The organism is Shinella sp. JR1-6, from assembly GCF_004284735.1.
Lineage (GTDB): Bacteria > Pseudomonadota > Alphaproteobacteria > Rhizobiales > Rhizobiaceae > Shinella.
The window spans coordinates 122962-141269 of the sequence record NZ_SHMI01000003.1; the positions used below are offsets into that span (position 1 = coordinate 122962).

The window sequence follows — 18308 nt, forward strand, 5'->3', positions numbered from 1 at the left end:
AGCCACACAGGCGATGGCCTGTGTCGAACCCTCGGAGAAACGCCATGTTTATCGTGCTGCCCGCTCTTGCACTGCTGATTTCGGGAATGTTCGTCGTCACCATGCTGGCCGCGCTCTCGGCCGAGCGCAACGAAGGCGCGACGATTCGCGTACCGGCGCGGCGCCGGATTTTCTAATAGAGGAAATTAGCCGGCGGCGCGGTGCCGTGCGGCTTCGGAGGACCTGTCGTGGTTATCCTGCCCATTCGACTTCGCGTCGCCGCCGTTGGCCGCCTTCGGCAGGCCATTGCCATTCGTGTAGCTGTCCGCCCGCTGCCAGCTTTCGACACGGTCGATCGCCTCGGCCGGGTCTAGCGCCGAAAGCAGGGCCGCCGCACCGCCTTCGGCGAGGTGCGGGTAGATTTTCGCCAGCACGTACAGGCTGTCTTCCTCCGGCACGTCGAGCGCCAGCAGCGTCTCGGCGAGCTGCCTTCCGGACACATCGAGAAGGATACGCTCGGACAGCCACTGGCTGGCGCCGAGCGCGTCGGCGAGCGTGACGGCCAGCATGCCGGCCTCGCCCGCGCGGGCAAACCGCACGAACAGCGCGTGATGGACCTCCGTCGCCGGCTCAAGCGTCGGCGGTGCTTCGACCGCTGGCGTCGCGGCGCGCACCAGGGCCCGCAACTCCTCGCGGATCTGTTCTTCCCGCTCCAGCCTTGCCGCTTCCTTCAGTGACGCCTCGCGATCCTCGCCGGCCCTGCGGCTGGCATGATCCTGGTGGCTTGCGACCAGCGCCTCGACCATGGCGGGGGAAAGGTCGTCCCGCCGGCCGATGGCGCGGGCATGTTCGGGGCTGGCGGCGCGCAGCACATGCATCAGCGTGCGATCGGCGATGGCCTTTGAGCCCATGAGGAAAATGGCGGCGACGCCGATCGGCTGCGTGGCGATGAAGAGGGCGGTTTCGTCCGGCACCTGCGGGCAGCGGGAGAGCGCGGCGACGGATTGCCGGCGGGCTTCCTCGCTGGAGGCGCTGTAGAGCGGTTCGAAGAGTTCACCGAACTGGCGCAGGTCCGAGCGGGATGGAAAACGCAGGCTCTCGAAGCTGGAGACCGTGGCCATCAGCACGATGTCCTTCGGCCGCCCCGCCTGCGGTCTCTCCAGTTCGCGAAACCTGTCCGCCACGAAACACCCGTTATTCCCCGGAACGGCAGCCCCTTGCCGCTTCTCAATCGTTCATGAAAAGTAGAGGAAAAGCGTTAGCAAGGCGTTAACCTTGCTCGCGCGGAAACCGCAATGTTTACAAGGTGGTGCCGCCGGGGTTGCAGACCGGCCGCGTGCCGCATCGGGACAGGCCCCGCTTTCCTCGCCCGCAGGCCTGCCCTGTGCCGCAGGGAACAGCGAACACGCCCGCTTCACGCTAGTGTTAACAGCATGTTAACCCGATAGTCGCTAGTTTTAGGGACATGGATCGGCTCGTCTATTGCGATGGACGTGTTATGATTCGATCATGTGAACGGTGGATCCGCCAGCAGGCGCCCGCCGTTCCGCGAGGGAAAGGTGCGATGTTCCGGATACCGGACGGTCGCCAGACACATTCCCGTGAATGGGAAACTTCTGGTCCCGTATCGCCGTTTTCCACCCGTATGCGACTGGGGAGACATCGATCTCATGTCGCGTCCGGGGGTGACGGAACCGGATGCACCGGCCCGTTGAAACGGGCAGGGTGAGATTTGTAGGAGTGCTTCATCCGTCTCGATTCTTCTTTTGGAGGCGAGAATGGCAGACGTGGTACGATTGAAGGAATGGCTCGCGCGAACGCCGCGTCGCGACACCATTCGCCGTGCGGCTCCGGCCCAGGTTCTTCTCTTCACCGGCGTAAGATACGAACGCCTGACGCCCGCCATGCTGGCGGCCCGCGGCAAGGCGGCAAAGCAGGGTGTTCAGGACACCGCCCGCCGGCCCTGATCCTCTTCCGGTCGCTGCCCGGTGCAGCGCTGGAGCATGCGCGTGCGGCCGCCGCGCATGGCTTGAACGGGCCTGAACGGCCTTCGCGGGCAAAGGCCCCGCGTCACAAGGCTCCCTTCGGAGCGATCCTTCCTATTGTTCCGCCGCAAACGGCTCGCAGCTGGCATCCGCCAGGAAGGCGGTCGCCGCTTCCTCGCGGCTTTGTGTCGGCACGAAGGTGCGCAGCACGGCATAGCCTTCCTCACCGCGCATCTCGACGAGGATAGACTGCTCCAGCTCGGCCGGCACGGCCTTGCGGATGCCGATGAGCTGGATGGGCGTTGCGATCAGCGTATCGAGTGCGCCGCTGACCGAGGTGCGGTCGTTCATGCTGAACACCTCGTTGGAGGCGCTGTCATAGACGGCGAGCGACCAGAAGGGCACATCGCCCTCGGCAAACAGCCGGATCGGCCCGGTCTCCACGGAAAAGGCGCAGACCGCCGTCTTCATCGCCGGGTCGTCGTTGATCGGGGCGAGGGAATCGCTGCTTCCCGCCAGCGGGAAAAAGCGGTTCGCCTCGCCGAAGGCCTGCACGCGGGTATAGGCGTCGCGGCCGGTGAAGCTCGGCAGCGAGAGGATGATGACGATGTGCAGCAGCGCCGCGCCGACGAGGCCGACGGCGATGGCATAGAGGAAGCTACGCATCGGCGCAGTCCAGCCGTGTTATGCCGGGCATCGCAAGGTCGATGACCCCGGAACTGCCGGCGGTCGGCGTGTCGAGCAGCGTCATGACCAGCAGGAACGGCGCCTTGCCCTGCGGCACGGCCAGCCAGTTGCCCGGCGTTGCCGAGGAGGCGATGCGGATGGAGAAATTGCTGTCGGCGGCGCGCAGCACCGACCAGGCGTTGAGGCCGGTCGGAAGGCCGGGCCGGGCGTCCTCAAGCGGGTTGCCGTTGCGGTCCGCCGCATGCAGCGTCCAGAGGCGCGCCGGCGGGGTGATGCCGCGGATCTCGTAACGGCAGTTTTCCACCAGCGTGCGGCTCTCGCTGTCGGTGGCGGCGGTGAAGGTCAGGCCTTCGGCGCCGCCGAGCAGCAGCTTGCCGTCGCGCGCCCGGTGGGCTTTCGCATAGGGGTCGGCATCGACCGTCTGGGCGGCGGGGAAGGCGGTCCAGGGCCCGAGCGCGATGGCACCGAAGCCGACCGTAGCGCGCAGCGCGTAGATCGAGCTCAATATGCCGAGGCCGAAGGCGACGGCGAGCGCTGTGGCGATGACGAGGGGCGTGCGGAACAAGGCGATCGACCGTTGGAATCAGGTTGCCGTCACTCTGTGCGGTTCGCCGGAGCAAGGTCAAGCGCTCCGTCGAGCGCGGCGACCCGGCCATCGGCCTTCAGCGCCTTCGCCGCGCCGAGTTCGCGGGCGACGTCTTTCAGCAGCTTCGTCACGTCGGTGGAGAGCGAACGCGGGCGCACGAGCGCGGGCAGCGCGTTCTCGTCGCTCGATGTCGCCGCCACCTCGCTTGCCGCCTTGCCGTCCGGCAGGGGGTTCTCGATGCCCGGAATGGGACGCAGCTCGATGCCCTGGTGGGCATAATCCATCAGGCGCTTGAAGGTCATGGCGGGCAGCGAGCCGCCGGTCATGTTGTTCGTCGAGGTATAGTCGTCGTTGCCGAACCAGACGGCGGTCGTGTAGTTGCCGGTGAAGCCGACATACCAGGCGTCGCGATAGGCCTGGGTGGTGCCCGTCTTGCCGCCCGAGACGATGCCGCGGTCGAGCGCGCCGCGCCGTGCCGTGCCGCTCACCGGGATGGTGACGAGGATGCGATTCATCGAGGACACCGCCTGTTCGGACAAGACTTCCTTTGCCGCTGGCTCGTCGCGGCCGAAATCGTAGAGGATGTCGCCGTCGTAGTTGAGGATCTGGCTGATGCCGTGGCGGCGCGACTGGAAACCGCCGGCGGGGAAGACCGCATAGCCGGTCGCCTGGTCGAGCACGGTGACCTCGGAGGTGCCGAGCGGCATGGTCTTGTCGGTGCGGATCGGCGTCTCGACGCCCATGGCTTTTGCCATTTCGGCGATACGCTTGGTGCCGAGCTTGTCCTTGGCAAGGCGCACGGGCACGGTGTTGATGGATTTGGCGAGCGCCGTCATCAGCGTCATGCGGCCGGCATAGCTGCGGCCGTAGTTCTGCGGCGACCAGCCGCCCCAGCTGATCGGCGCATCGACGATGGTCGTCTCCGGCGTCATGCCCGATTCCATGGCGGCAGCGTAGGTATAGGCCTTGAAGGACGAGCCCGGCTGGCGCAGCGCCCGTGTGGCGCGGTTGAACTGGCTTTCGCCGTAGTCGCGCCCGCCGACCATGGCGCGCACCGCGCCGCCGTTTTCCACCATGACCAGCGCGCCCTGCTTGACGCGGTAGCTCTCGCCATACTGGCGAAGGCCGCTTTCCACCGCCTCATCGGCGGCGGCCTGCAGGCCCATGTCGATGGTCGTGCGCACGACAAGGGAATGCTGGGCGAAGGGTTTGGCGATGCGCTGCACCTCGTCGAAGGCCCAGTCGAGGAAGAAGTCCGGCGCCGTCTTCTCGTTGCGGTCGATGACGGTGGCGGGGTTGCGTCGTGCGGCGATGACCTGGCCCTCGGTCATCAGGCCGCCCTGCACGAGATTGGTCAAAACCTCGTTGGCGCGGGCGCGGGCGGCGGGCAGGTTGACATGCGGGGCGTAGCGGGCGGGGGCCTTGAAGAGGCCGGCGAGCATGGCGGATTCGGCAAGGTTCACGTCGGTGACGTTCTTGCCGAAGTAGAATTGTGCCGCCGCGGCCGCGCCAAAGGTGCCGCCGCCCATATAGGCGCGGTCGAGATAGAGGCGCAGGATCTCCTTCTTGGAAAGGTTGGCCTCCAGCCAAAGGGCGAGGAAGGCCTCCTTGATCTTGCGTTCGATGGTGCGCTCGTTGGAAAGGAACAGGTTTTTCGCGAGCTGCTGGGTGAGCGTCGAGCCGCCCTGCACGACGCCGCCGGCGCGCGCATTCTCGTTCATGGCGCGGGCAAGGCCGAGGAAATCGATGCCGAAATGGCTGAAGAAGCGGCGGTCCTCCGTCGCCAGCACCGCCTTGATCAGGTGGTCGGGCAGTTCGTCGATCGGCACGGAATCTTCATGGATGATGCCGCGGTGGCCGATCTCGTTGCCGTAGCGATCGAGGAAGGTGACGGCGAAGTCGCTCTGGGCGCGCCAGTTGCCCTTGGTCTCCTCGAAGGCGGGAAGGGCAAGCGCGAGCAGCAGGATGAAGCCGGCCGTGCCGAGATTCATCCCTTCGCCGGCAACCTCGAAGACGGCCTTCTTCCAGCCTTTGACGTGGAAGCGGCGGGAGAAGATGGTGATCTCCTCCCAGATCTCGCCCAAGCGAAAGCCGGCATTCCAGACCGTGGAATCGATCCAGGAATCGATGCGCAGGAAGATATGCCGCTTGCGGCGGCGGGGTCTTTTTGGCGTCTGGCTGTCGTCTTCCACGGTTCGCATACCTTTGGCGGGGGCGGGTCGCAGCCTGCCTGCGTTGGGTTAACGTCCTCTCACCACGGGTTTATTCGGTGAGGATATCAGTCTTTTGAAGGCAACAGAACGGATTTCGCGCGGAACGGTTAGGACCAATCGCCCTTCAGCCCATGCCGGCCTGCAAATGGCGCTTTTCCAGCTTCCGGTGCTCACCTACCGAAAGTACGCTGCGCTCCGGGTCTTGGAAAAGCACCATTTTCGGCGCGGCCTGAACTGAATGTCGATTGGTCCTGGCGGCGGGGCCCTTGACCTTTGCCGCCAAGGGGTTCAGGGGTCGGGCATGACGATCACCAGTGCCGAAAAGCCAGACGGTCAGCCGTTCTGGAAGACAAAGACCCTTGCCGAGATGACCGATCCGGAATGGGAAAGCCTGTGCGACGGCTGCGGGCTCTGTTGCCTCAACAAGCTGGAGGACTGGGATACGGGCGAGATCGCCTGGACCTCGATCCGCTGCGTGCTGCTCGACGGGGAAAGCTGTCGATGCTCGGACTACGAGAACCGGCAGGCGACCGTGCCCGACTGCATCCGGCTGACGGTGGAGAGCGTGGCGAAGATCTCCTGGCTGCCGCCGACCTGCGGCTATCGGCTCATCCGCGACGGCGAGGACCTCTACTGGTGGCACCCGCTGGTTTCCGGCGATCCCGACACCGTGCACCAGGCCGGCATTTCCGCCCGCGGGCGCACGGTGAGCGAGGAGGGCATCGATGTCGACGACTACGAGGACTATCTCGTGACCTGGCCGCTGGAAGTGGGCGAGGGGAAGTAACGACGGTTCAGTGCAGCCGGGCCGCCACGAGCTTCTTCGGCGCCACGTTGCGCCAGGCGGTGTCGATCAGCTCACGCACCCGCGCGCCGTCCGCGCCGTCGAAATAGAGCGAGGTCCAGCCCTTGAGGCCCCAGCCGCCCGGCACCGGCGCGCAGAGGCCGGGATCCGTCTCCATGACCAGCGCCTGCTGGTCCGGCGTGAACTTCAGAACCGCCCGGCCGGCCTCCGGCAGGGTCATGAACACCTTCTCGCCCACCCGGAAGTCGCGCTTGCCGAAATGAGCACTTTCCCGCGCCCCCGGCATGCCGAGGGCCATGACCACGAGATCGTCGGATATCATGGTGGAAGGGTACCACCCTTTCGGCTGGCCGAAAAGATTTTGCCGGAAATAGGAAAATAGTCCTTGACGACGTCACGGTCGTCTGGTAGGGTTGTGGCATAGTCGGAAAGGTGCGGGCGGAGAGATCCGGCCCGGTTTTCCCGGAGGCTGGGGGAGCGGTGATCTTCGCCCGCGGCCGGCTTGCTGCATCCGGAGACAGGAATTTATTGACAGGCGCTCGTTCCCTTCGGACCGGGCGCCTTTTCATTTGGGGGATGGGCATGGAAACGGATCTGGCGATCGATCTCGATCTCTTCGGCGTCTCTCCGGTGCCGGCGGTCTATGACGGGCTGGTGGAGCAACGGGCCGGCCTCGAGGGCGGGGCGGCACTGATGCTCGACATCAAGGCCGAGGCGCCGCTCGATCCGTTTCTCGACATGCAGGCCATGCTCCTCGAGATGACCAAGGAGCTGCGCGAGCGTTTCCAGCGCTTCCAGAGCCAGAAGGTGCTGGCCGAGGCGGATGCGGATGCGCCGCAGGACGAGGCGTTCCGCAAGCAGGCGCAGGCGGACGCCAAGGCCGCGATCGAGGCGGTCTCGCTGATCGTGCGCACGCTGGAGAAGATCGACAGCCTGCAGCGCACGCTGCTCACGGCGCGGGCGGAGGCGGACGCTGCCGCCGACGGCGACGAGGACGCGGCGGCGCTGGAGGCGGAGTTCGACCGGCTTGTCGAGGACCGCGTGAAGGAACGGTTGAATGCGGCGAAGGAAGACTGGATGCGTGGGCTCGGGCCAAAGCCCGGGATTGGCGGCGATGCTGCCGCGCGTGCGGAAAGCGAACCGTAGGGCACGGCGCGCCTGCCGGAGTATCGGGAAAAAATTCGACGCGGATATGCGGACGGCGGCGGCGGGTTTGAGGATGATCGAGGACAAGCGCGGGCGGACGGCGTTTTCGATCGAGGCCGATGCGCTGGAGGCGGGGATTTTGGGGCGGACGGCCGGCGAGGCTTGTCCCCCATCTGAGGCCTGCCCCTCATCCCCCTGTCGGGACCTTCTCCCCGCAGGCGGGGAGAAGGGGGAACAGGCGCTCGATTGTTCCATTCCTCTTGCTCCTGATGGGGAGGAAACCCTGGCCCCATCCCCTTCTCCCCGCTTGCGGGGAGAAGGTCCCGGCAGGGGGATGAGGGGCACGGCCAAAGGAATGGAGCCTGTCCGCGGGGCACCGATCGTGCCGACGAGCCTGCACCAGTTGCAGGCCTGGCACCTTCGCTACCGCCTCGCCCAGATGCCGCCGGACGGCGACTGGCGGGTGTGGCTGCTGATGGGCGGGCGCGGCTCGGGCAAGACGCGGGCGGGCGCCGAATGGGTGCAGGCGATCGCCAGCGGGACGGCGGACCTGCGCATCGCGCTGGTGGCCGAGACGCTGGGCGACGCGCGCGAGGTGATGATCGACGGCGTATCGGGCATCTGCCGGATCGCCGGGCGGGCGCGACCGGAATTCGAGGCCTCGCGGCGGCGGCTCGTCTGGCCGAACGGCTCGATCGCGCAGATCTTCTCCTCCGAGGATCCGGAGAGCCTGCGCGGGCCACAGTTCCACTTCGCCTGGTGCGACGAGCTCGGCAAATGGAAACATGCGCAGGAGACCTGGGACATGCTGCAATTCGGCCTGCGCCTCGGGGACGATCCGCGCGTGCTGGTGACGACGACACCGCGACCGGTGCCGCTGCTGCGGGCGCTGGCGGGCGATCCGAAGACCGCGGTGCGGCGCATCCGCACCGACGACAATGCCGGCAATCTCTCGCCAGGCTTTCTTGTTGCGATGGCCGAGCGCTATGGCGGCACGCGGCTGGGGCGCCAGGAGCTGGACGGCGAGCTGATCGCCGACCGCGAGGACGCGCTGTGGAACCGGGCGCGGCTGGAGGCACTCCGCCAGCGCAATCCCGGGCCACTGTCGCGCATCGTCGTGGCGGTCGACCCGCCGGCGACGGCCTCGGCGGCCTCCGTCTGCGGCATCGTCGTTGCGGGGCTGGACGAGGCAGGACGGGCCGTGGTGCTCGCCGACTGCTCGGTGACGGGCGCGAGCCCGGCCGGCTGGGCGGGCGCCGTGGTGCGTGCCTTCCGTCGCTTCGACGCGGACCGGGTGGTCGCCGAGGTGAACCAGGGCGGCGACATGGTGAGCGCGATGCTGAGAAGCATCGATGTCAACCTGCCGGTGACGTGCGTGCGGGCGACGCGCGGAAAATTCCTGCGCGCCGAGCCGGTGGCGGCGCTCTACGAGCAGGGGCGGGTGGTCCATGCGGCCGCCTTTGCCGAGCTGGAGGACCAGATGTGCGATTTCGGGCCGGACGGGCTGTCCTCCGGGCGCTCGCCGGACCGGCTCGACGCGCTGGTCTGGGCGCTGACGGCGCTGGTGCTGGAGCGGGCAGGCGAGCCGCGGGTGCGGGGGATTTGAGATGGCGATCGATCGCAAGGCCTTTTTCGATGCGGTGCGCGGGACGCTGTACGGCGGCCGGCTGGCAAGGAAACAGGTGGCGGGGCTGACGGCGCTGCTCGACCGGTTCGAGCAGGGCCGCGAGACGGAGGACCTGCGCTTCCTCGCCTATATGCTGGCGACGGCCCATCACGAGACGGGCGGGCGCCTGCAGCCGGTGCGCGAGACCTTCGCGGCGACGGACGGGGAGGCGATCGACAGGCTGGACCGGGCCTTTGCCGCCGGGCGGCTGCCGCAGGTTTCCGCGCCCTACTGGCGGCGCGATGCTTTGGGGAGGAGCTGGCTCGGGCGCGGGCTCGTGCAGATCACCCACCGGCGCAACTATGCGCGGCTGGCGGAACTGACCGGCATCGATCTTCTTGCGCGGCCGGAACGGGCGATGGAGATGGCGGTCTCCGTCGAGATCCTCTTCGTCGGCATGCTGCGCGGGGTGTTTACCGGGCAGCGGCTCGACGATCATTTTACCGGCGCGCGGGCCGACTGGACCGGCGCGCGGCGGATCGTCAACGGGCGCGACCGGGCGGAGAAGGTGGCGGGCTACGGGCGGGCGTTTTTTTCGGCGCTGGGCGGGTAGATCTCAGCGGCTGATCCCTCATCCGGCTGCCGCCCCTTCTCCCCGCAAGCGGGGCGAAGGGGGTGAGGCAAGCTTTTCTTCGACGATTGGCCTTTCAGGGGCAACGAACCTTTCCACATGGCCCTTCTTCCCACTTGCGGGGAAAAGGTGGTGGCAGCCGGATGAAGGGGCGGCCGTTCACTGGGCCTCGCAAACAACCGAGGACATCATGAAGCTACCATCCTTTTTTTCGTGGCGACGGACAGGGCCGGCCGAGACCAAGGCGTCGGGCTTTTTCGCGCTGACGGCCGAAGGCCGGGCGCACTGGTCGTCCCGCTCCTATGCCTCGCTGTCGCGCGAGGGGTTCATGAAGAACCCGGTGGCGCACCGTGCCGTGCGCATGATCGCGGAGGCGGCGGCCTCGGTGCCCTGGCTTGCCTATCAGGGCGAGGCGGAGCGGCCGGACGAGCCCTTGCTCTTGCTGTTGTCGCGGCCGAACGGGCGCCAGGCGGGTGCGGATTTCTTCGAGACGCTCTACGGCCACCTTCTGCTGTCCGGCAATGCCTTCGTGGAGGGCGTTCGGGTGGGCGAGGGCCTGCGCGAACTTCATCTGCTGAGGCCCGACAGAGTGCGCATCATCGAGGGGCGGGACGGCTGGGCGGAGGCCTATGAATACCGCGCAGGCGGGCATGTGCGCCGCCACCCTGCGGGCGAGGGGCAGGCGATCCTGCATCTGCGCCTGTTCCATCCGCTCGACGACCAGCTCGGCTTTGCGCCGCTCGAGGCGGCGTCCATGGCGCTCGACCTCTCCAATGCCGCGGCCATCTGGAACAAGGCGCTGCTCGACAATTCGGCGCGGCCTTCCGGCGCGCTGGTCTATCAGCCGAAGGAGGGCGGCAACCTGACGCCCGACCAGTACGGCCGGCTGAAATCGGAGCTCGAAGAGGGGTATTCCGGGCCGGCGCGGGCCGGACGGCCGATGTTGCTGGAAGGCGGGCTCGACTGGAAGGCGATGGGGCTTTCCCCGCGCGAGATGGATTTCGTCGCGGCGAAGAACGGCGCGGCGCGCGACATCGCGCTCGCCTTCGGCGTGCCGCCCATGCTGATCGGTATTCCCGGCGATGCGACCTATGCCAATTACCAGGAGGCCAACCGCGCCTTCTGGCGGCTCACCGTGCTGCCGCTGGTGCAGCGCACGGCGGCGGCTTTTGCGGGGTGGTTTGCCGAGCGCGACGCATTGCGGCTGGTGCCGGATCTCGATCAGGTGAGCGGGCTGGCGGACGAGCGCTCGGAACTCTGGGCCCGGGTGGGCGCGGCGGGGTTTTTGACGGACGAGGAGAAGCGGGGGGCGGTGGGGTATTGAGGGGGGCGGGGATGCCTGCCCCTCATCCGGCCTGCCGGCCACCTTCTCCCCGCAAGCGGGGCGAAGGGGATATGCAGCGCCGGCTTCCCCGGTCAATGACCGTTCGTGAGGCAAGTCCCCTTTCCCCGCTTGCGGGGAGAGGGTTGGGGTGAGGGGCCGGGATAGCTGCTTTCTCCAGGAAAATTAATTGGTTGTACTGCGCATGTGAATCACTTTGCGGAGTGCCGCACCCGCCTTGTGAAAACCTTGAATCGGTTTTCCAGCAAAGCGCGGCAAGGGATTCAAAAGACTCGCTGATCGGCCCGGCCTTCCTCCTCGGAAAGCCGGCGGTTTTGGCGGCGTGCGGTCTGATGGCTCGGATTTCGATAATAATCTGAAAGGTTTAACAATGGCTGACTTCGGAAACGACGGCGGGCTTTGGACGGCCCGGCTGATCGGCGCGTCCGCGGGCGCGGCCGTTTCGCTCATCTATCTCCTGCCCAAGAGCCGCCGCGAGGCGGCGTGCCGGTTCTTCACCGGGCTTGCCTGCGGCCTCGTCTTCGGCGGGCCCACCGGGCTGTGGATCGCCGTGCGGCTCGGCATTGCCGGCTATCTCGGGCCGGTGGAGGTGCTGCTGACCGGCTCTGCGGCGGCCAGCCTTTCGGCCTGGTGGGGGCTGGGCGTGCTGGCGCGGCTGGCGGAGCGGATCCGGCGTTAGCGAGCCGCGAACAGCAAGTAGGGAATTTGGAATAGCGAATGGAGGTCGGTGTGGGCGAGGAATTCATTTTCCCGCGCGCTGTTCCCAATTCGCCATTCGCCCCCTTCACATCATCGGAGACGACCATGATCACCGACGACCTGCCGGTCTGGCGGACGAAGAAATATGCCGATCTGACGCTTGCCGGCGTTTCCGGCGACGGGGTGTTTTCCGGCTATGCGAGCCTCTTCGGCGAGGTGGACCTGAGCAAGGATGCGATCGCGTCGGGTGCCTTTGCCCGTTCGCTGGAAAAGCGCGGGCCATCGGGCGTGCGCATGCTGTTCCAGCACGACCCGGCCGAACCGCTCGGGCGCTGGCGGACGATCCGCGAGGACGGGCGCGGGCTCTATGTCGAGGGCGTGCTTTCGCCCGGCGTGGCGCGGGCCCGCGAGGTGCTGAACCTCATGAAGTCGGGCGCGCTCGACGGGCTTTCCATCGGTTTCCAGACCGTGCGCTCGAAGACCGACCGGGCGAGCGGCGTGCGCCGTATCCTCGAGGCCGACCTCTGGGAGATCTCGATCGTCACCTTTCCCATGCTGCCCTCGGCGCGGGTGTCGAACGTGAAGAATGCGCGGTGGTTCCGCGACCGGGAGACCGAGCTGGTGCGCATCATGCGCCGGGCGGCCCGGATGATGAAACGCTAGGCGTTTGTTTTACCGCAGTGTCCGACGCCGAAGCGGTTTCGCGTCGGCTGGAAATGCCAACCCGAAAGGAAGACAGCATGGAGACCCAGAAGACCGCGCCGGAAATCAAGGCCGTGCCGGAAACGATGACCGCCGCCTTCGACGACTTCATGGAGGCCTTCGAGGCCTTCAAGGCGACGAACGACCGCCGGCTCGGCGAGATCGAGCAGAAACTGACCGCCGACGTGGTGACGCGCGACAAGGTGGATCGCATCAACCGCGCGATGGACGAGCACAAGCGCGTCATCGACCAGCTGGCGCTGAAGAAGGCGCGCCCGGCGCTCGGCGGCGAGGGTAGCCTGGAGGCGAGCGAGCACAAGGCGGCCTTTTCCGCCTATATGCGGCGCGGCGACGAGAGCGTGCTCAGGGCGCTGGAGGGCAAGGCCATGTCGGTCGGCTCGGCGGCGGACGGCGGCTATCTCGTGCCGCCGGAGACCGACACGGAGATCGGCCGCCGGCTTTCCGCCGTCTCGCCGATCCGGGCGCTCGCGACCGTGCGCCAGGTCTCCGGCACGGTGCTGAAGAAGCCGTTTGCGACGGGCGGCATGGCGGCGGGCTGGGTGGCGGAAACCGCCGCGCGGCCGCAGACGGGCAATGCGCAGCTTGCCGAACTCTCCTTCCCGACCATGGAGCTCTACGCCATGCCGGCGGCGACCGCCGCGCTGCTCGACGATGCGGCGGTGGACGTCGAGGGGTGGATCGCCTCGGAGATCGACATGGTCTTCGCCGAGCAGGAGGGCACCGCCTTCATTTCCGGCGACGGCACCAACAAGCCGAAGGGGTTCCTCGGCTACACGGCTGTCGCCGACGCGGGCTGGAGCTGGGGCAATATCGGCTATATCGCGACGGGCGCGGCCGGGGCTTTCAAGGCCTCGAACCCCTCCGACACGCTGTTCGACACGGTCTATTCGCTGAAGGCGGGGCATCGGCAGAACGGCACCTTCGTAATGAACCGCAAGACGCAGGGCCAGATCCGCAAGTTCAAGGATGCGGACGGCAACTATCTCTGGCGTCCGCCGGCTTCGGCGGGGCAGGCGGCCTCGCTGCTCGGCTTTGCCATCGCCGAGGCCGAGGACATGCCTGACATCGCGGCCGACAGCCTCTCCATCGCCTTCGGCGATTTCCGCGCCGGTTACCTCGTCGTCGACCGCACCGGTGTGCGCGTGCTGCGCGATCCCTACTCGGCCAAGCCCTATGTGCTGTTCTACACGACCAAGCGCGTCGGCGGCGGGGTGCAGAATTTCGAGGCGATCAAGCTGGTGAAGTTCGCGGCGAGCTGACGTTCTCCTCTCTCCTCGCTTGCGGGAGAGGGTCGGGGTGAGGGGTGATCGTACGAACCGATGCCGCGGTGCGGCTGCCCCTTATGCGCCTGCCGGCACCTTCTCCCCGCAGGCGGGGCGAAGGGCGGTGCCGCACTGTTTTCCTCTTTCTCGCACCGGCGGGCGTTTCCTGCTGCCGGTGCCGGCGGGCGCGGTTTCCTCCCGGCCGCGCCCGCATCCCTTTCTCCATCGCGAAGGACGATCATGACCATTGCCGAACTGCTGCCGCCGGCCGTGGAGCCGGTGACGCTTGCCGAGGCGAAGGCGCATCTGCGCCTCGACGCGGCCGACGAGGATGCGCTCGTATCCGCGCTGATCCGCGCGGCACGCGAATATCTGGAGGCCACGACGGGGCTTTGCCTGATTACGCGACTCTTGCGGCTCTATCTCGACGACTGGCCCGAGACGCGGGTGATTCAGATTGCCAGAGGGCCGGTGCAAACCATTGAGATGGTGACGGTTTATGATGCGACCGGGCTGCCGGTCGCTGCCGATGTGACCGGCTACCGGCTCGACGGCGCGGCGCGCCCGGCGCGGCTGCTGCTGCCGGCGCGCCGGGATACGGACCGCGCGCTCAACGGCATCGAGATCGATTTCACCGCCGGCTTTGGCGAAAGCGGCGCGAACATACCGGACGGGCTGAAGCGGGCGCTGCTCATGCATGTGGCGGGGATGTTCGAGCTGCGCGGCGTGCTTTCGCCGGTGGATCAGCCGGGCACGGTGCCGGCGGCTTACGACCGGCTGGTGGCGCCCTACCGGCTGCGGAGGCTGTGATGGCGAAGGTAAGGATCATCGATCCCGGCGCGCTCTCGGCGCGGCTGACGCTGGAAGGGCCGGTCGAGACGCCGGACGGGCAGGGCGGCGCCGAACGCGGCTTTGCGGCGCTGGCGACCCTCTGGGCGGCGATCGAGCCGGTGGCGGCGCGGGCGGACGAGGCGGCGGGCACGCTGCCGGTGACGGTGACGCACCGCATCTGGCTGCGGCACCGGGGCGACCTTGCCGGCGGCATGCGACTGCGGAAGGGGGCGCGGATCTTCGCCATCCATGCGTTCCGGGATCCGGACGAGACGGGGCGCTACATGCTCTGCGACTGCGAGGAGATCCGGCCATGAGCGCGGCATCGGCCCTGCAGAGGGCGATCTTCGCCAGGCTCTCCGGCGATGCGGCGCTGACGGCACTGGTCGGGGCGAACGGCATCACCGACCGCAGGCCCGACGGGCCGGCGACGCCGCTCCTTGTCATCGCGGGCATCGACAGCACCGACCATTCGACGGCGAGCGAGGCGGGCGAGGAACATATCGTGACGCTGGAGGCCTGGTCCGAGGCGGCGGGGCACCGGCAGGCGCAGGCGATTGCCGCGGCGGTGCGCGCGGCGCTCGACGACGCGGCGCTGGTCATCGCCGGGCACCATCTCGTCCTGCTCTTCCACCGCGATACGCGGCTGCGCCGTGACGGCAAGTCCCGCTTCCACCGCGCGGAAATGCGCTTCCGGGCGGTGACGGAGCCGCATGCCTGACACCTCATTTTCGGAAAGGACCTTGCCATGGCGGCACAGAAGGGGCGGGAGCTCCTCATCAAGATCGACAACGGGGCGGGTTTCGTCACCGTTGCGGGGCTGCGCTCGAAGCGGCTGTCGTTCAATGCGCAGCTCGTCGATGTGACGGATGCGGAATCGGCGGGACGCTGGCGCGAACTGCTGGGTGGGGCGGGCGTGCAGCGCGCGGCCCTGTCCGGCGCCGGCATCTTCAAGGACCAGGCTTCGGACGCTCTGGTGCGCGCGCTGTTCTTTGCCGGCACGATCGTCGCCTGGCAGATCGTGATCCCGGATTTCGGCACGGTCGCGGGGCCGTTCCAGATCGCCGCGCTGGACTATTCCGGCGCGCATGACGGCGAAGTGGTCTTCGAGATCGCGCTGGAATCGGCCGGGCTCCTCACCTTCGGGGCGCTCTGATGGGCGCGCGGGCGAACCGGCACCGCGGCGAGATCGAGGCTGCCTTCGACGGCGAACGGCGCGTGCTGTGCCTGACGCTCGGGGCGCTGGCGGAGCTGGAGACCGCCTTTGCCGTCGACAGCCTGACGGGGCTGGCGGAGCGCTTCTCTTCCGGGCGGCTGAAGGCCGACGATCTCATCCGCATTCTTGGCGCGGGGCTGCGGGGTGGGGGCAATCTCTATTCTGACGAGGAGGTTTCCGCTATGGCGGTGGCGGACGGGCTCTCCGGTTTTGCGCGTATCGCGGCCGAACTGCTGCAGGCGACATTCGGGCCGGGCGTGGAGGCGCGGCCGGAAAACCCTCCGGGGCCGCATCCGGGCTGAACGGCGAGAGGGCGGCCTTTCCCTGGGAGGCGGCGCTCCATGCCGGGCTCTGCCGGATGCGGCTTTCTGCAAAGGATTTTTGGGCGATGACGCCGCGCGAGCTGGCCTTCGCGCTCGGTGTGCTGCGGCCTGTGCCGTCGGCGCCCGGACGCAATGCGCTTGCCGCGCTGATGCGCGCCTTTCCCGACCACAAGGAGTGAACCATGGCGGATGCGGATGACAGACCTCTTTCCGGCACGCTCGACGATGCCGGACAGCTTTCGGCGGTCTTCGACGACCTGGAGGCGCGTTCACGCTCCTTCGGCTCGGCGCTGACCAATGCGCTGAAGGGTGCGGTCGTCGACGGCAAGGGGCTGGAGGGCGTGCTGCGCGGGCTGGCGCTGCGCATGAGCGACATTGCGCTTTCGGTGGGGCTGAAGCCGCTGGAAGGGTTTTTGTCGTCGGGTCTTTCCGGGCTGCTCGGCGGCGCCACGCCCTTCGCCAAGGGTGGGGTCGTCGCCTCGCCGACCTATTTCGGAACGGGCGGCGGGCTCGGACTGATGGGCGAGGCGGGGGCGGAGGCGATCCTGCCCTTGAAGCGCGGGCCGGACGGGGCGCTGGGCGTCGCCAGCGATGGCGGCGGGGCGCGCATCGTCTTCAACGTGACGGCGCAGGATGCGGCGAGTTTCCGCAAATCCGAGGGGCAGATCTCGGCCATGCTGACACGCGCCGTGGGGCGCGGGCAGCGCAGTTTGTGAGGGCGAGGGGCTAGGGAATTTACGGAGAGAAGGCATGGCGGGGTTTCATGAGGTGCGGTTTCCGCTGCGTGTCGCGCTCGGCACCAGCGGCGGGCCGGTGCGGCGGACGGATATCGTCAGCCTTTCCAACGGGCGGGAGAACCGCAACCGCCGCTGGCACGACGCGCGGCGGCGTTATGATGCGGGTTCGGGCGTGCGCTCGGTCGCGGATCTCTATGCGGTGCTCGCCTTCTTCGAAGCACGGGCGGGGCAGTTCAACGGTTTCCGCTTCCATGACCCGGTGGACCACAAATCCTGTGCGCCGGGCGGGACGGTGAGCGCCATGGACCAGCAGATCGGCACGGGGGACGGCACGACGGCGGCCTTCCAGCTCGTCAAGCGCTATGCGGATGCCGGCGGGGAGACGGTGCGGACCATCGACAAGCCGGTCATGGGCACGGTGGTCGTCTCCGTGGCGGGCAGCCTGCGGCCGGCGGCGGACTATACGGTGAACCACGCAACGGGTGTCGTCACCTTCAAGCCGGGCAAGATACCGGCCTCGGGCGCCATCCGGGCCGGCTACGCGTTCGACGTGCCGGTGCGTTTCGACACGGACCGCATCGATATCGACCTCGCGCAGTTCGATGCGGGGCGCATCCCGTCGATTCCGCTGGTGGAGATAAGGCCATGAGGACGATCCCGGACGGGTTGCAGGCGCATCTCGACGGTGAGGCGACGACGCTTTGTCATGCCTGGCGGGTGACGCGGCGCGACGGCGTCGTGATGGGCTTTACCGATCATGACCGCGACCTCTCCTTCGGCGGGCTTTCCTATCTCGCTGCAAGCGGCTTCGAGGCGAGCGAGGCGGAGGACGGCAACGGGCTTTCGGCCGAGGGCGGCGATCTCTCGGGCGGCTTTTCGGCGGAGGCGATCCGCGCCGAGGACCTTTCGGCGGGACGTTATGACGGGGCGAAGGTCGAGGTCTATATGGTCAACTGGCAGGACCCGGCGCAACGGCTGCTGTTGCGTACCGCCGAACTCGGCGAGGTGCGGCGCGAGGGCGGGCTTTTTCGTGCGGAGCTGCGGCGGCTGACGCACCGGCTGGACCAGGTGCGCGGGCGCATCTACGGGCATCGCTGCGACGCGGTGCTGGGTGACGGCCGGTGCGGTGTGAACGTGGCGGCGCCGGCCTTCCGGGCGACGGTGACAGTGGGCGCGGTGCTCGACGACATGCGGCTGCGGGTGAGCGGGCTGTCCGGCTTTGCCGAGCGGTTCTTCCGCTACGGCGTGCTCACCTTCACGAGCGGCGCTGCGGCGGGGCTGACGGCGGATATCGAGGACCAGCGCAAGGTTTCGGGCGGTGACGAACTGACCTTCTGGTTGCCGGTGCCGGCTGGGGTGGTCGCGGGCGACGCGATGCAGGTGACGGCGGGATGCGACAAGCGCTTTGCCACCTGCAAGGCGAAATTCTCCAACGGGCTGAATTTTCGCGGTTTTCCGCACATGCCGGGTAGTGATTTCACCTATGGCTATGCCGATGGCGAGACGGTGCATGACGGGAGGCCGCTTTATGCGTGAG

At 67.7% G+C, this 18308-nt stretch carries 24 protein-coding genes; 19 read left to right on the forward strand and 5 right to left on the reverse strand.

Annotated features, from left to right (window positions below; translation table 11 throughout):
* Positions 1 to 44 precede the first annotated feature (44 nt).
* Complete coding sequence (locus EXZ48_RS35755) at positions 45 to 176, forward strand: hypothetical protein (protein ID WP_023514001.1); 132 nt, start codon at positions 45 to 47, stop codon at positions 174 to 176.
* 9 nt (positions 177 to 185) lie between these two features.
* Here EXZ48_RS35755 and EXZ48_RS05860 read toward each other — a convergent pair whose 3' ends face one another.
* Positions 186 to 1163, reverse strand: a complete 978-nt coding sequence (locus tag EXZ48_RS05860) for a DUF2336 domain-containing protein (protein ID WP_050743546.1) — start codon at positions 1161 to 1163, stop codon at positions 186 to 188.
* Positions 1164 to 1757: 594 nt separating this feature from the next.
* Between EXZ48_RS05860 and EXZ48_RS05865 the strand changes: the two genes are divergently transcribed.
* Positions 1758 to 1946, forward strand: a complete 189-nt coding sequence (locus tag EXZ48_RS05865; protein ID WP_023514003.1) for a hypothetical protein — start codon at positions 1758 to 1760, stop codon at positions 1944 to 1946.
* A 132-nt stretch (positions 1947 to 2078) separates the two neighbouring features.
* On the opposite strand, the gene EXZ48_RS05870 is transcribed toward EXZ48_RS05865, so the two are convergent.
* Genes EXZ48_RS05870 through EXZ48_RS05880 form a run of 3 tightly spaced genes read right to left on the reverse strand, consistent with a single transcriptional unit; the run spans position 2079 to position 5429 of the window.
* Positions 2079 to 2630: a DUF1254 domain-containing protein gene (locus EXZ48_RS05870; protein WP_023514004.1), complete on the reverse strand. Its 552-nt coding sequence runs from the start codon at positions 2628 to 2630 to the stop codon at positions 2079 to 2081.
* The gene (locus tag EXZ48_RS05875) at positions 2623 to 3216 is read right to left on the reverse strand and encodes a DUF1214 domain-containing protein (RefSeq protein WP_023514005.1); all 594 of its coding nucleotides are present in this window, start codon (positions 3214 to 3216) and stop codon (positions 2623 to 2625) included. Before EXZ48_RS05875 ends, EXZ48_RS05870 begins: the two co-directional genes overlap by 8 nt.
* Before the next feature lie 29 nt (positions 3217 to 3245).
* The gene (locus EXZ48_RS05880) at positions 3246 to 5429 is read right to left on the reverse strand and encodes a transglycosylase domain-containing protein (protein WP_024270253.1); all 2184 of its coding nucleotides are present in this window, start codon (positions 5427 to 5429) and stop codon (positions 3246 to 3248) included.
* 322 nt (positions 5430 to 5751) lie between these two features.
* On the opposite strand from EXZ48_RS05880, the gene EXZ48_RS05885 reads away from it, so the two are divergent.
* On the forward strand, positions 5752 to 6237 hold the full coding sequence (locus EXZ48_RS05885; RefSeq protein ID WP_023514007.1) for a YcgN family cysteine cluster protein: 486 nt from the start codon (positions 5752 to 5754) through the stop codon (positions 6235 to 6237).
* 7 nt (positions 6238 to 6244) lie between these two features.
* Here EXZ48_RS05885 and EXZ48_RS05890 read toward each other — a convergent pair whose 3' ends face one another.
* A complete protein-coding gene (locus EXZ48_RS05890; protein ID WP_023514008.1) occupies positions 6245 to 6577 on the reverse strand; it encodes an MmcQ/YjbR family DNA-binding protein in 333 nt (110 codons plus the stop codon).
* A 260-nt stretch (positions 6578 to 6837) separates the two neighbouring features.
* Here EXZ48_RS05890 and EXZ48_RS05895 point away from each other — a divergent pair, with 260 nt between their 5' ends.
* The 16 genes from EXZ48_RS05895 (at position 6838) to EXZ48_RS05970 (ending at position 18307) form a co-directional block, all read left to right on the forward strand.
* Entirely contained in the window at positions 6838 to 7401 is a 564-nt protein-coding gene (locus tag EXZ48_RS05895) for a hypothetical protein (RefSeq protein WP_130514799.1), read from the forward strand.
* A gap of 439 nt (positions 7402 to 7840) precedes the next feature.
* Complete coding sequence (locus EXZ48_RS05900; RefSeq protein WP_130515146.1) at positions 7841 to 9007, forward strand: DNA-packaging protein; 1167 nt, start codon at positions 7841 to 7843, stop codon at positions 9005 to 9007.
* 1 nt (position 9008) lies between these two features.
* Positions 9009 to 9620 carry a chitinase gene (locus EXZ48_RS05905; RefSeq protein WP_050743548.1) on the forward strand — a complete coding sequence of 204 codons (612 nt, stop codon included), beginning with the start codon at positions 9009 to 9011 and terminating at the stop codon, positions 9618 to 9620.
* A 208-nt stretch (positions 9621 to 9828) separates the two neighbouring features.
* Positions 9829 to 10962, forward strand: coding sequence for a phage portal protein (locus EXZ48_RS05910; protein WP_130514801.1), 1134 nt, complete (start codon positions 9829 to 9831; stop codon positions 10960 to 10962).
* A gap of 388 nt (positions 10963 to 11350) precedes the next feature.
* Positions 11351 to 11659: a DUF6107 family protein gene (locus tag EXZ48_RS05915; RefSeq protein WP_130514803.1), complete on the forward strand. Its 309-nt coding sequence runs from the start codon at positions 11351 to 11353 to the stop codon at positions 11657 to 11659.
* A gap of 125 nt (positions 11660 to 11784) precedes the next feature.
* Positions 11785 to 12342 (forward strand): HK97 family phage prohead protease, encoded by a 558-nt coding sequence (locus EXZ48_RS05920; RefSeq protein ID WP_130514805.1) that lies wholly within the window; start codon positions 11785 to 11787, stop codon positions 12340 to 12342.
* A 77-nt stretch (positions 12343 to 12419) separates the two neighbouring features.
* A complete protein-coding gene (locus tag EXZ48_RS05925) occupies positions 12420 to 13661 on the forward strand; it encodes a phage major capsid protein (RefSeq protein ID WP_130514807.1) in 1242 nt (413 codons plus the stop codon).
* Positions 13662 to 13904: 243 nt separating this feature from the next.
* Positions 13905 to 14474, forward strand: coding sequence for a head-tail connector protein (locus EXZ48_RS05930; RefSeq protein ID WP_130514809.1), 570 nt, complete (start codon positions 13905 to 13907; stop codon positions 14472 to 14474).
* Complete coding sequence (locus tag EXZ48_RS05935; RefSeq protein ID WP_024270723.1) at positions 14474 to 14812, forward strand: phage head closure protein; 339 nt, start codon at positions 14474 to 14476, stop codon at positions 14810 to 14812. Before EXZ48_RS05930 ends, EXZ48_RS05935 begins: the two co-directional genes overlap by 1 nt.
* Positions 14809 to 15216: a DUF3168 domain-containing protein gene (locus tag EXZ48_RS05940; protein ID WP_130514812.1), complete on the forward strand. Its 408-nt coding sequence runs from the start codon at positions 14809 to 14811 to the stop codon at positions 15214 to 15216. Before EXZ48_RS05935 ends, EXZ48_RS05940 begins: the two co-directional genes overlap by 4 nt.
* Positions 15217 to 15243: 27 nt before the next feature.
* A complete protein-coding gene (locus EXZ48_RS05945) occupies positions 15244 to 15651 on the forward strand; it encodes a phage major tail protein, TP901-1 family (RefSeq protein ID WP_130514814.1) in 408 nt (135 codons plus the stop codon).
* Positions 15651 to 16013, forward strand: a complete 363-nt coding sequence (locus EXZ48_RS05950) for a gene transfer agent family protein (RefSeq protein ID WP_130514816.1) — start codon at positions 15651 to 15653, stop codon at positions 16011 to 16013. Before EXZ48_RS05945 ends, EXZ48_RS05950 begins: the two co-directional genes overlap by 1 nt.
* Positions 16010 to 16213, forward strand: a complete 204-nt coding sequence (locus tag EXZ48_RS05955; RefSeq protein ID WP_050743602.1) for a rcc01693 family protein — start codon at positions 16010 to 16012, stop codon at positions 16211 to 16213. Before EXZ48_RS05950 ends, EXZ48_RS05955 begins: the two co-directional genes overlap by 4 nt.
* 3 nt (positions 16214 to 16216) lie before the next feature.
* Positions 16217 to 16750 carry a phage tail tape measure protein gene (locus EXZ48_RS05960; RefSeq protein WP_130514818.1) on the forward strand — a complete coding sequence of 178 codons (534 nt, stop codon included), beginning with the start codon at positions 16217 to 16219 and terminating at the stop codon, positions 16748 to 16750.
* 34 nt (positions 16751 to 16784) lie between these two features.
* Positions 16785 to 17420, forward strand: a complete 636-nt coding sequence (locus EXZ48_RS05965) for a DUF2460 domain-containing protein (RefSeq protein ID WP_130514820.1) — start codon at positions 16785 to 16787, stop codon at positions 17418 to 17420.
* On the forward strand, positions 17417 to 18307 hold the full coding sequence (locus EXZ48_RS05970) for a DUF2163 domain-containing protein (RefSeq protein WP_130514822.1): 891 nt from the start codon (positions 17417 to 17419) through the stop codon (positions 18305 to 18307). The genes EXZ48_RS05965 and EXZ48_RS05970 overlap by 4 nt, the downstream gene beginning before the upstream one ends.
* Position 18308: the final 1 nt, after the last annotated feature.

Coding starts and splice junctions, on each gene's coding strand:
- EXZ48_RS05920 (WP_130514805.1), top strand. CDS start 11,785: ATGATCACCGACGACCTGCCGGTCTGGCGGACGAAGAAATATGCCGAT.
- EXZ48_RS05970 (WP_130514822.1), top strand. CDS start 17,417: ATGAGGACGATCCCGGACGGGTTGCAGGCGCATCTCGACGGTGAGGCG.
- EXZ48_RS05895 (WP_130514799.1), top strand. CDS start 6,838: ATGGAAACGGATCTGGCGATCGATCTCGATCTCTTCGGCGTCTCTCCG.
- EXZ48_RS35755 (WP_023514001.1), top strand. CDS start 45: ATGTTTATCGTGCTGCCCGCTCTTGCACTGCTGATTTCGGGAATGTTC.
- EXZ48_RS05965 (WP_130514820.1), top strand. CDS start 16,785: ATGGCGGGGTTTCATGAGGTGCGGTTTCCGCTGCGTGTCGCGCTCGGC.
- EXZ48_RS05870 (WP_023514004.1), bottom strand. CDS start 2,630: ATGCGTAGCTTCCTCTATGCCATCGCCGTCGGCCTCGTCGGCGCGGCG.
- EXZ48_RS05935 (WP_024270723.1), top strand. CDS start 14,474: ATGGCGAAGGTAAGGATCATCGATCCCGGCGCGCTCTCGGCGCGGCTG.
- EXZ48_RS05915 (WP_130514803.1), top strand. CDS start 11,351: ATGGCTGACTTCGGAAACGACGGCGGGCTTTGGACGGCCCGGCTGATC.
- EXZ48_RS05910 (WP_130514801.1), top strand. CDS start 9,829: ATGAAGCTACCATCCTTTTTTTCGTGGCGACGGACAGGGCCGGCCGAG.
- EXZ48_RS05890 (WP_023514008.1), bottom strand. CDS start 6,577: ATGATATCCGACGATCTCGTGGTCATGGCCCTCGGCATGCCGGGGGCG.
- EXZ48_RS05900 (WP_130515146.1), top strand. CDS start 7,841: ATGCCGCCGGACGGCGACTGGCGGGTGTGGCTGCTGATGGGCGGGCGC.
- EXZ48_RS05945 (WP_130514814.1), top strand. CDS start 15,244: ATGGCGGCACAGAAGGGGCGGGAGCTCCTCATCAAGATCGACAACGGG.
- EXZ48_RS05865 (WP_023514003.1), top strand. CDS start 1,758: ATGGCAGACGTGGTACGATTGAAGGAATGGCTCGCGCGAACGCCGCGT.
- EXZ48_RS05950 (WP_130514816.1), top strand. CDS start 15,651: ATGGGCGCGCGGGCGAACCGGCACCGCGGCGAGATCGAGGCTGCCTTC.
- EXZ48_RS05925 (WP_130514807.1), top strand. CDS start 12,420: ATGGAGACCCAGAAGACCGCGCCGGAAATCAAGGCCGTGCCGGAAACG.
- EXZ48_RS05885 (WP_023514007.1), top strand. CDS start 5,752: ATGACGATCACCAGTGCCGAAAAGCCAGACGGTCAGCCGTTCTGGAAG.
- EXZ48_RS05940 (WP_130514812.1), top strand. CDS start 14,809: ATGAGCGCGGCATCGGCCCTGCAGAGGGCGATCTTCGCCAGGCTCTCC.
- EXZ48_RS05960 (WP_130514818.1), top strand. CDS start 16,217: ATGGCGGATGCGGATGACAGACCTCTTTCCGGCACGCTCGACGATGCC.
- EXZ48_RS05905 (WP_050743548.1), top strand. CDS start 9,009: ATGGCGATCGATCGCAAGGCCTTTTTCGATGCGGTGCGCGGGACGCTG.
- EXZ48_RS05930 (WP_130514809.1), top strand. CDS start 13,905: ATGACCATTGCCGAACTGCTGCCGCCGGCCGTGGAGCCGGTGACGCTT.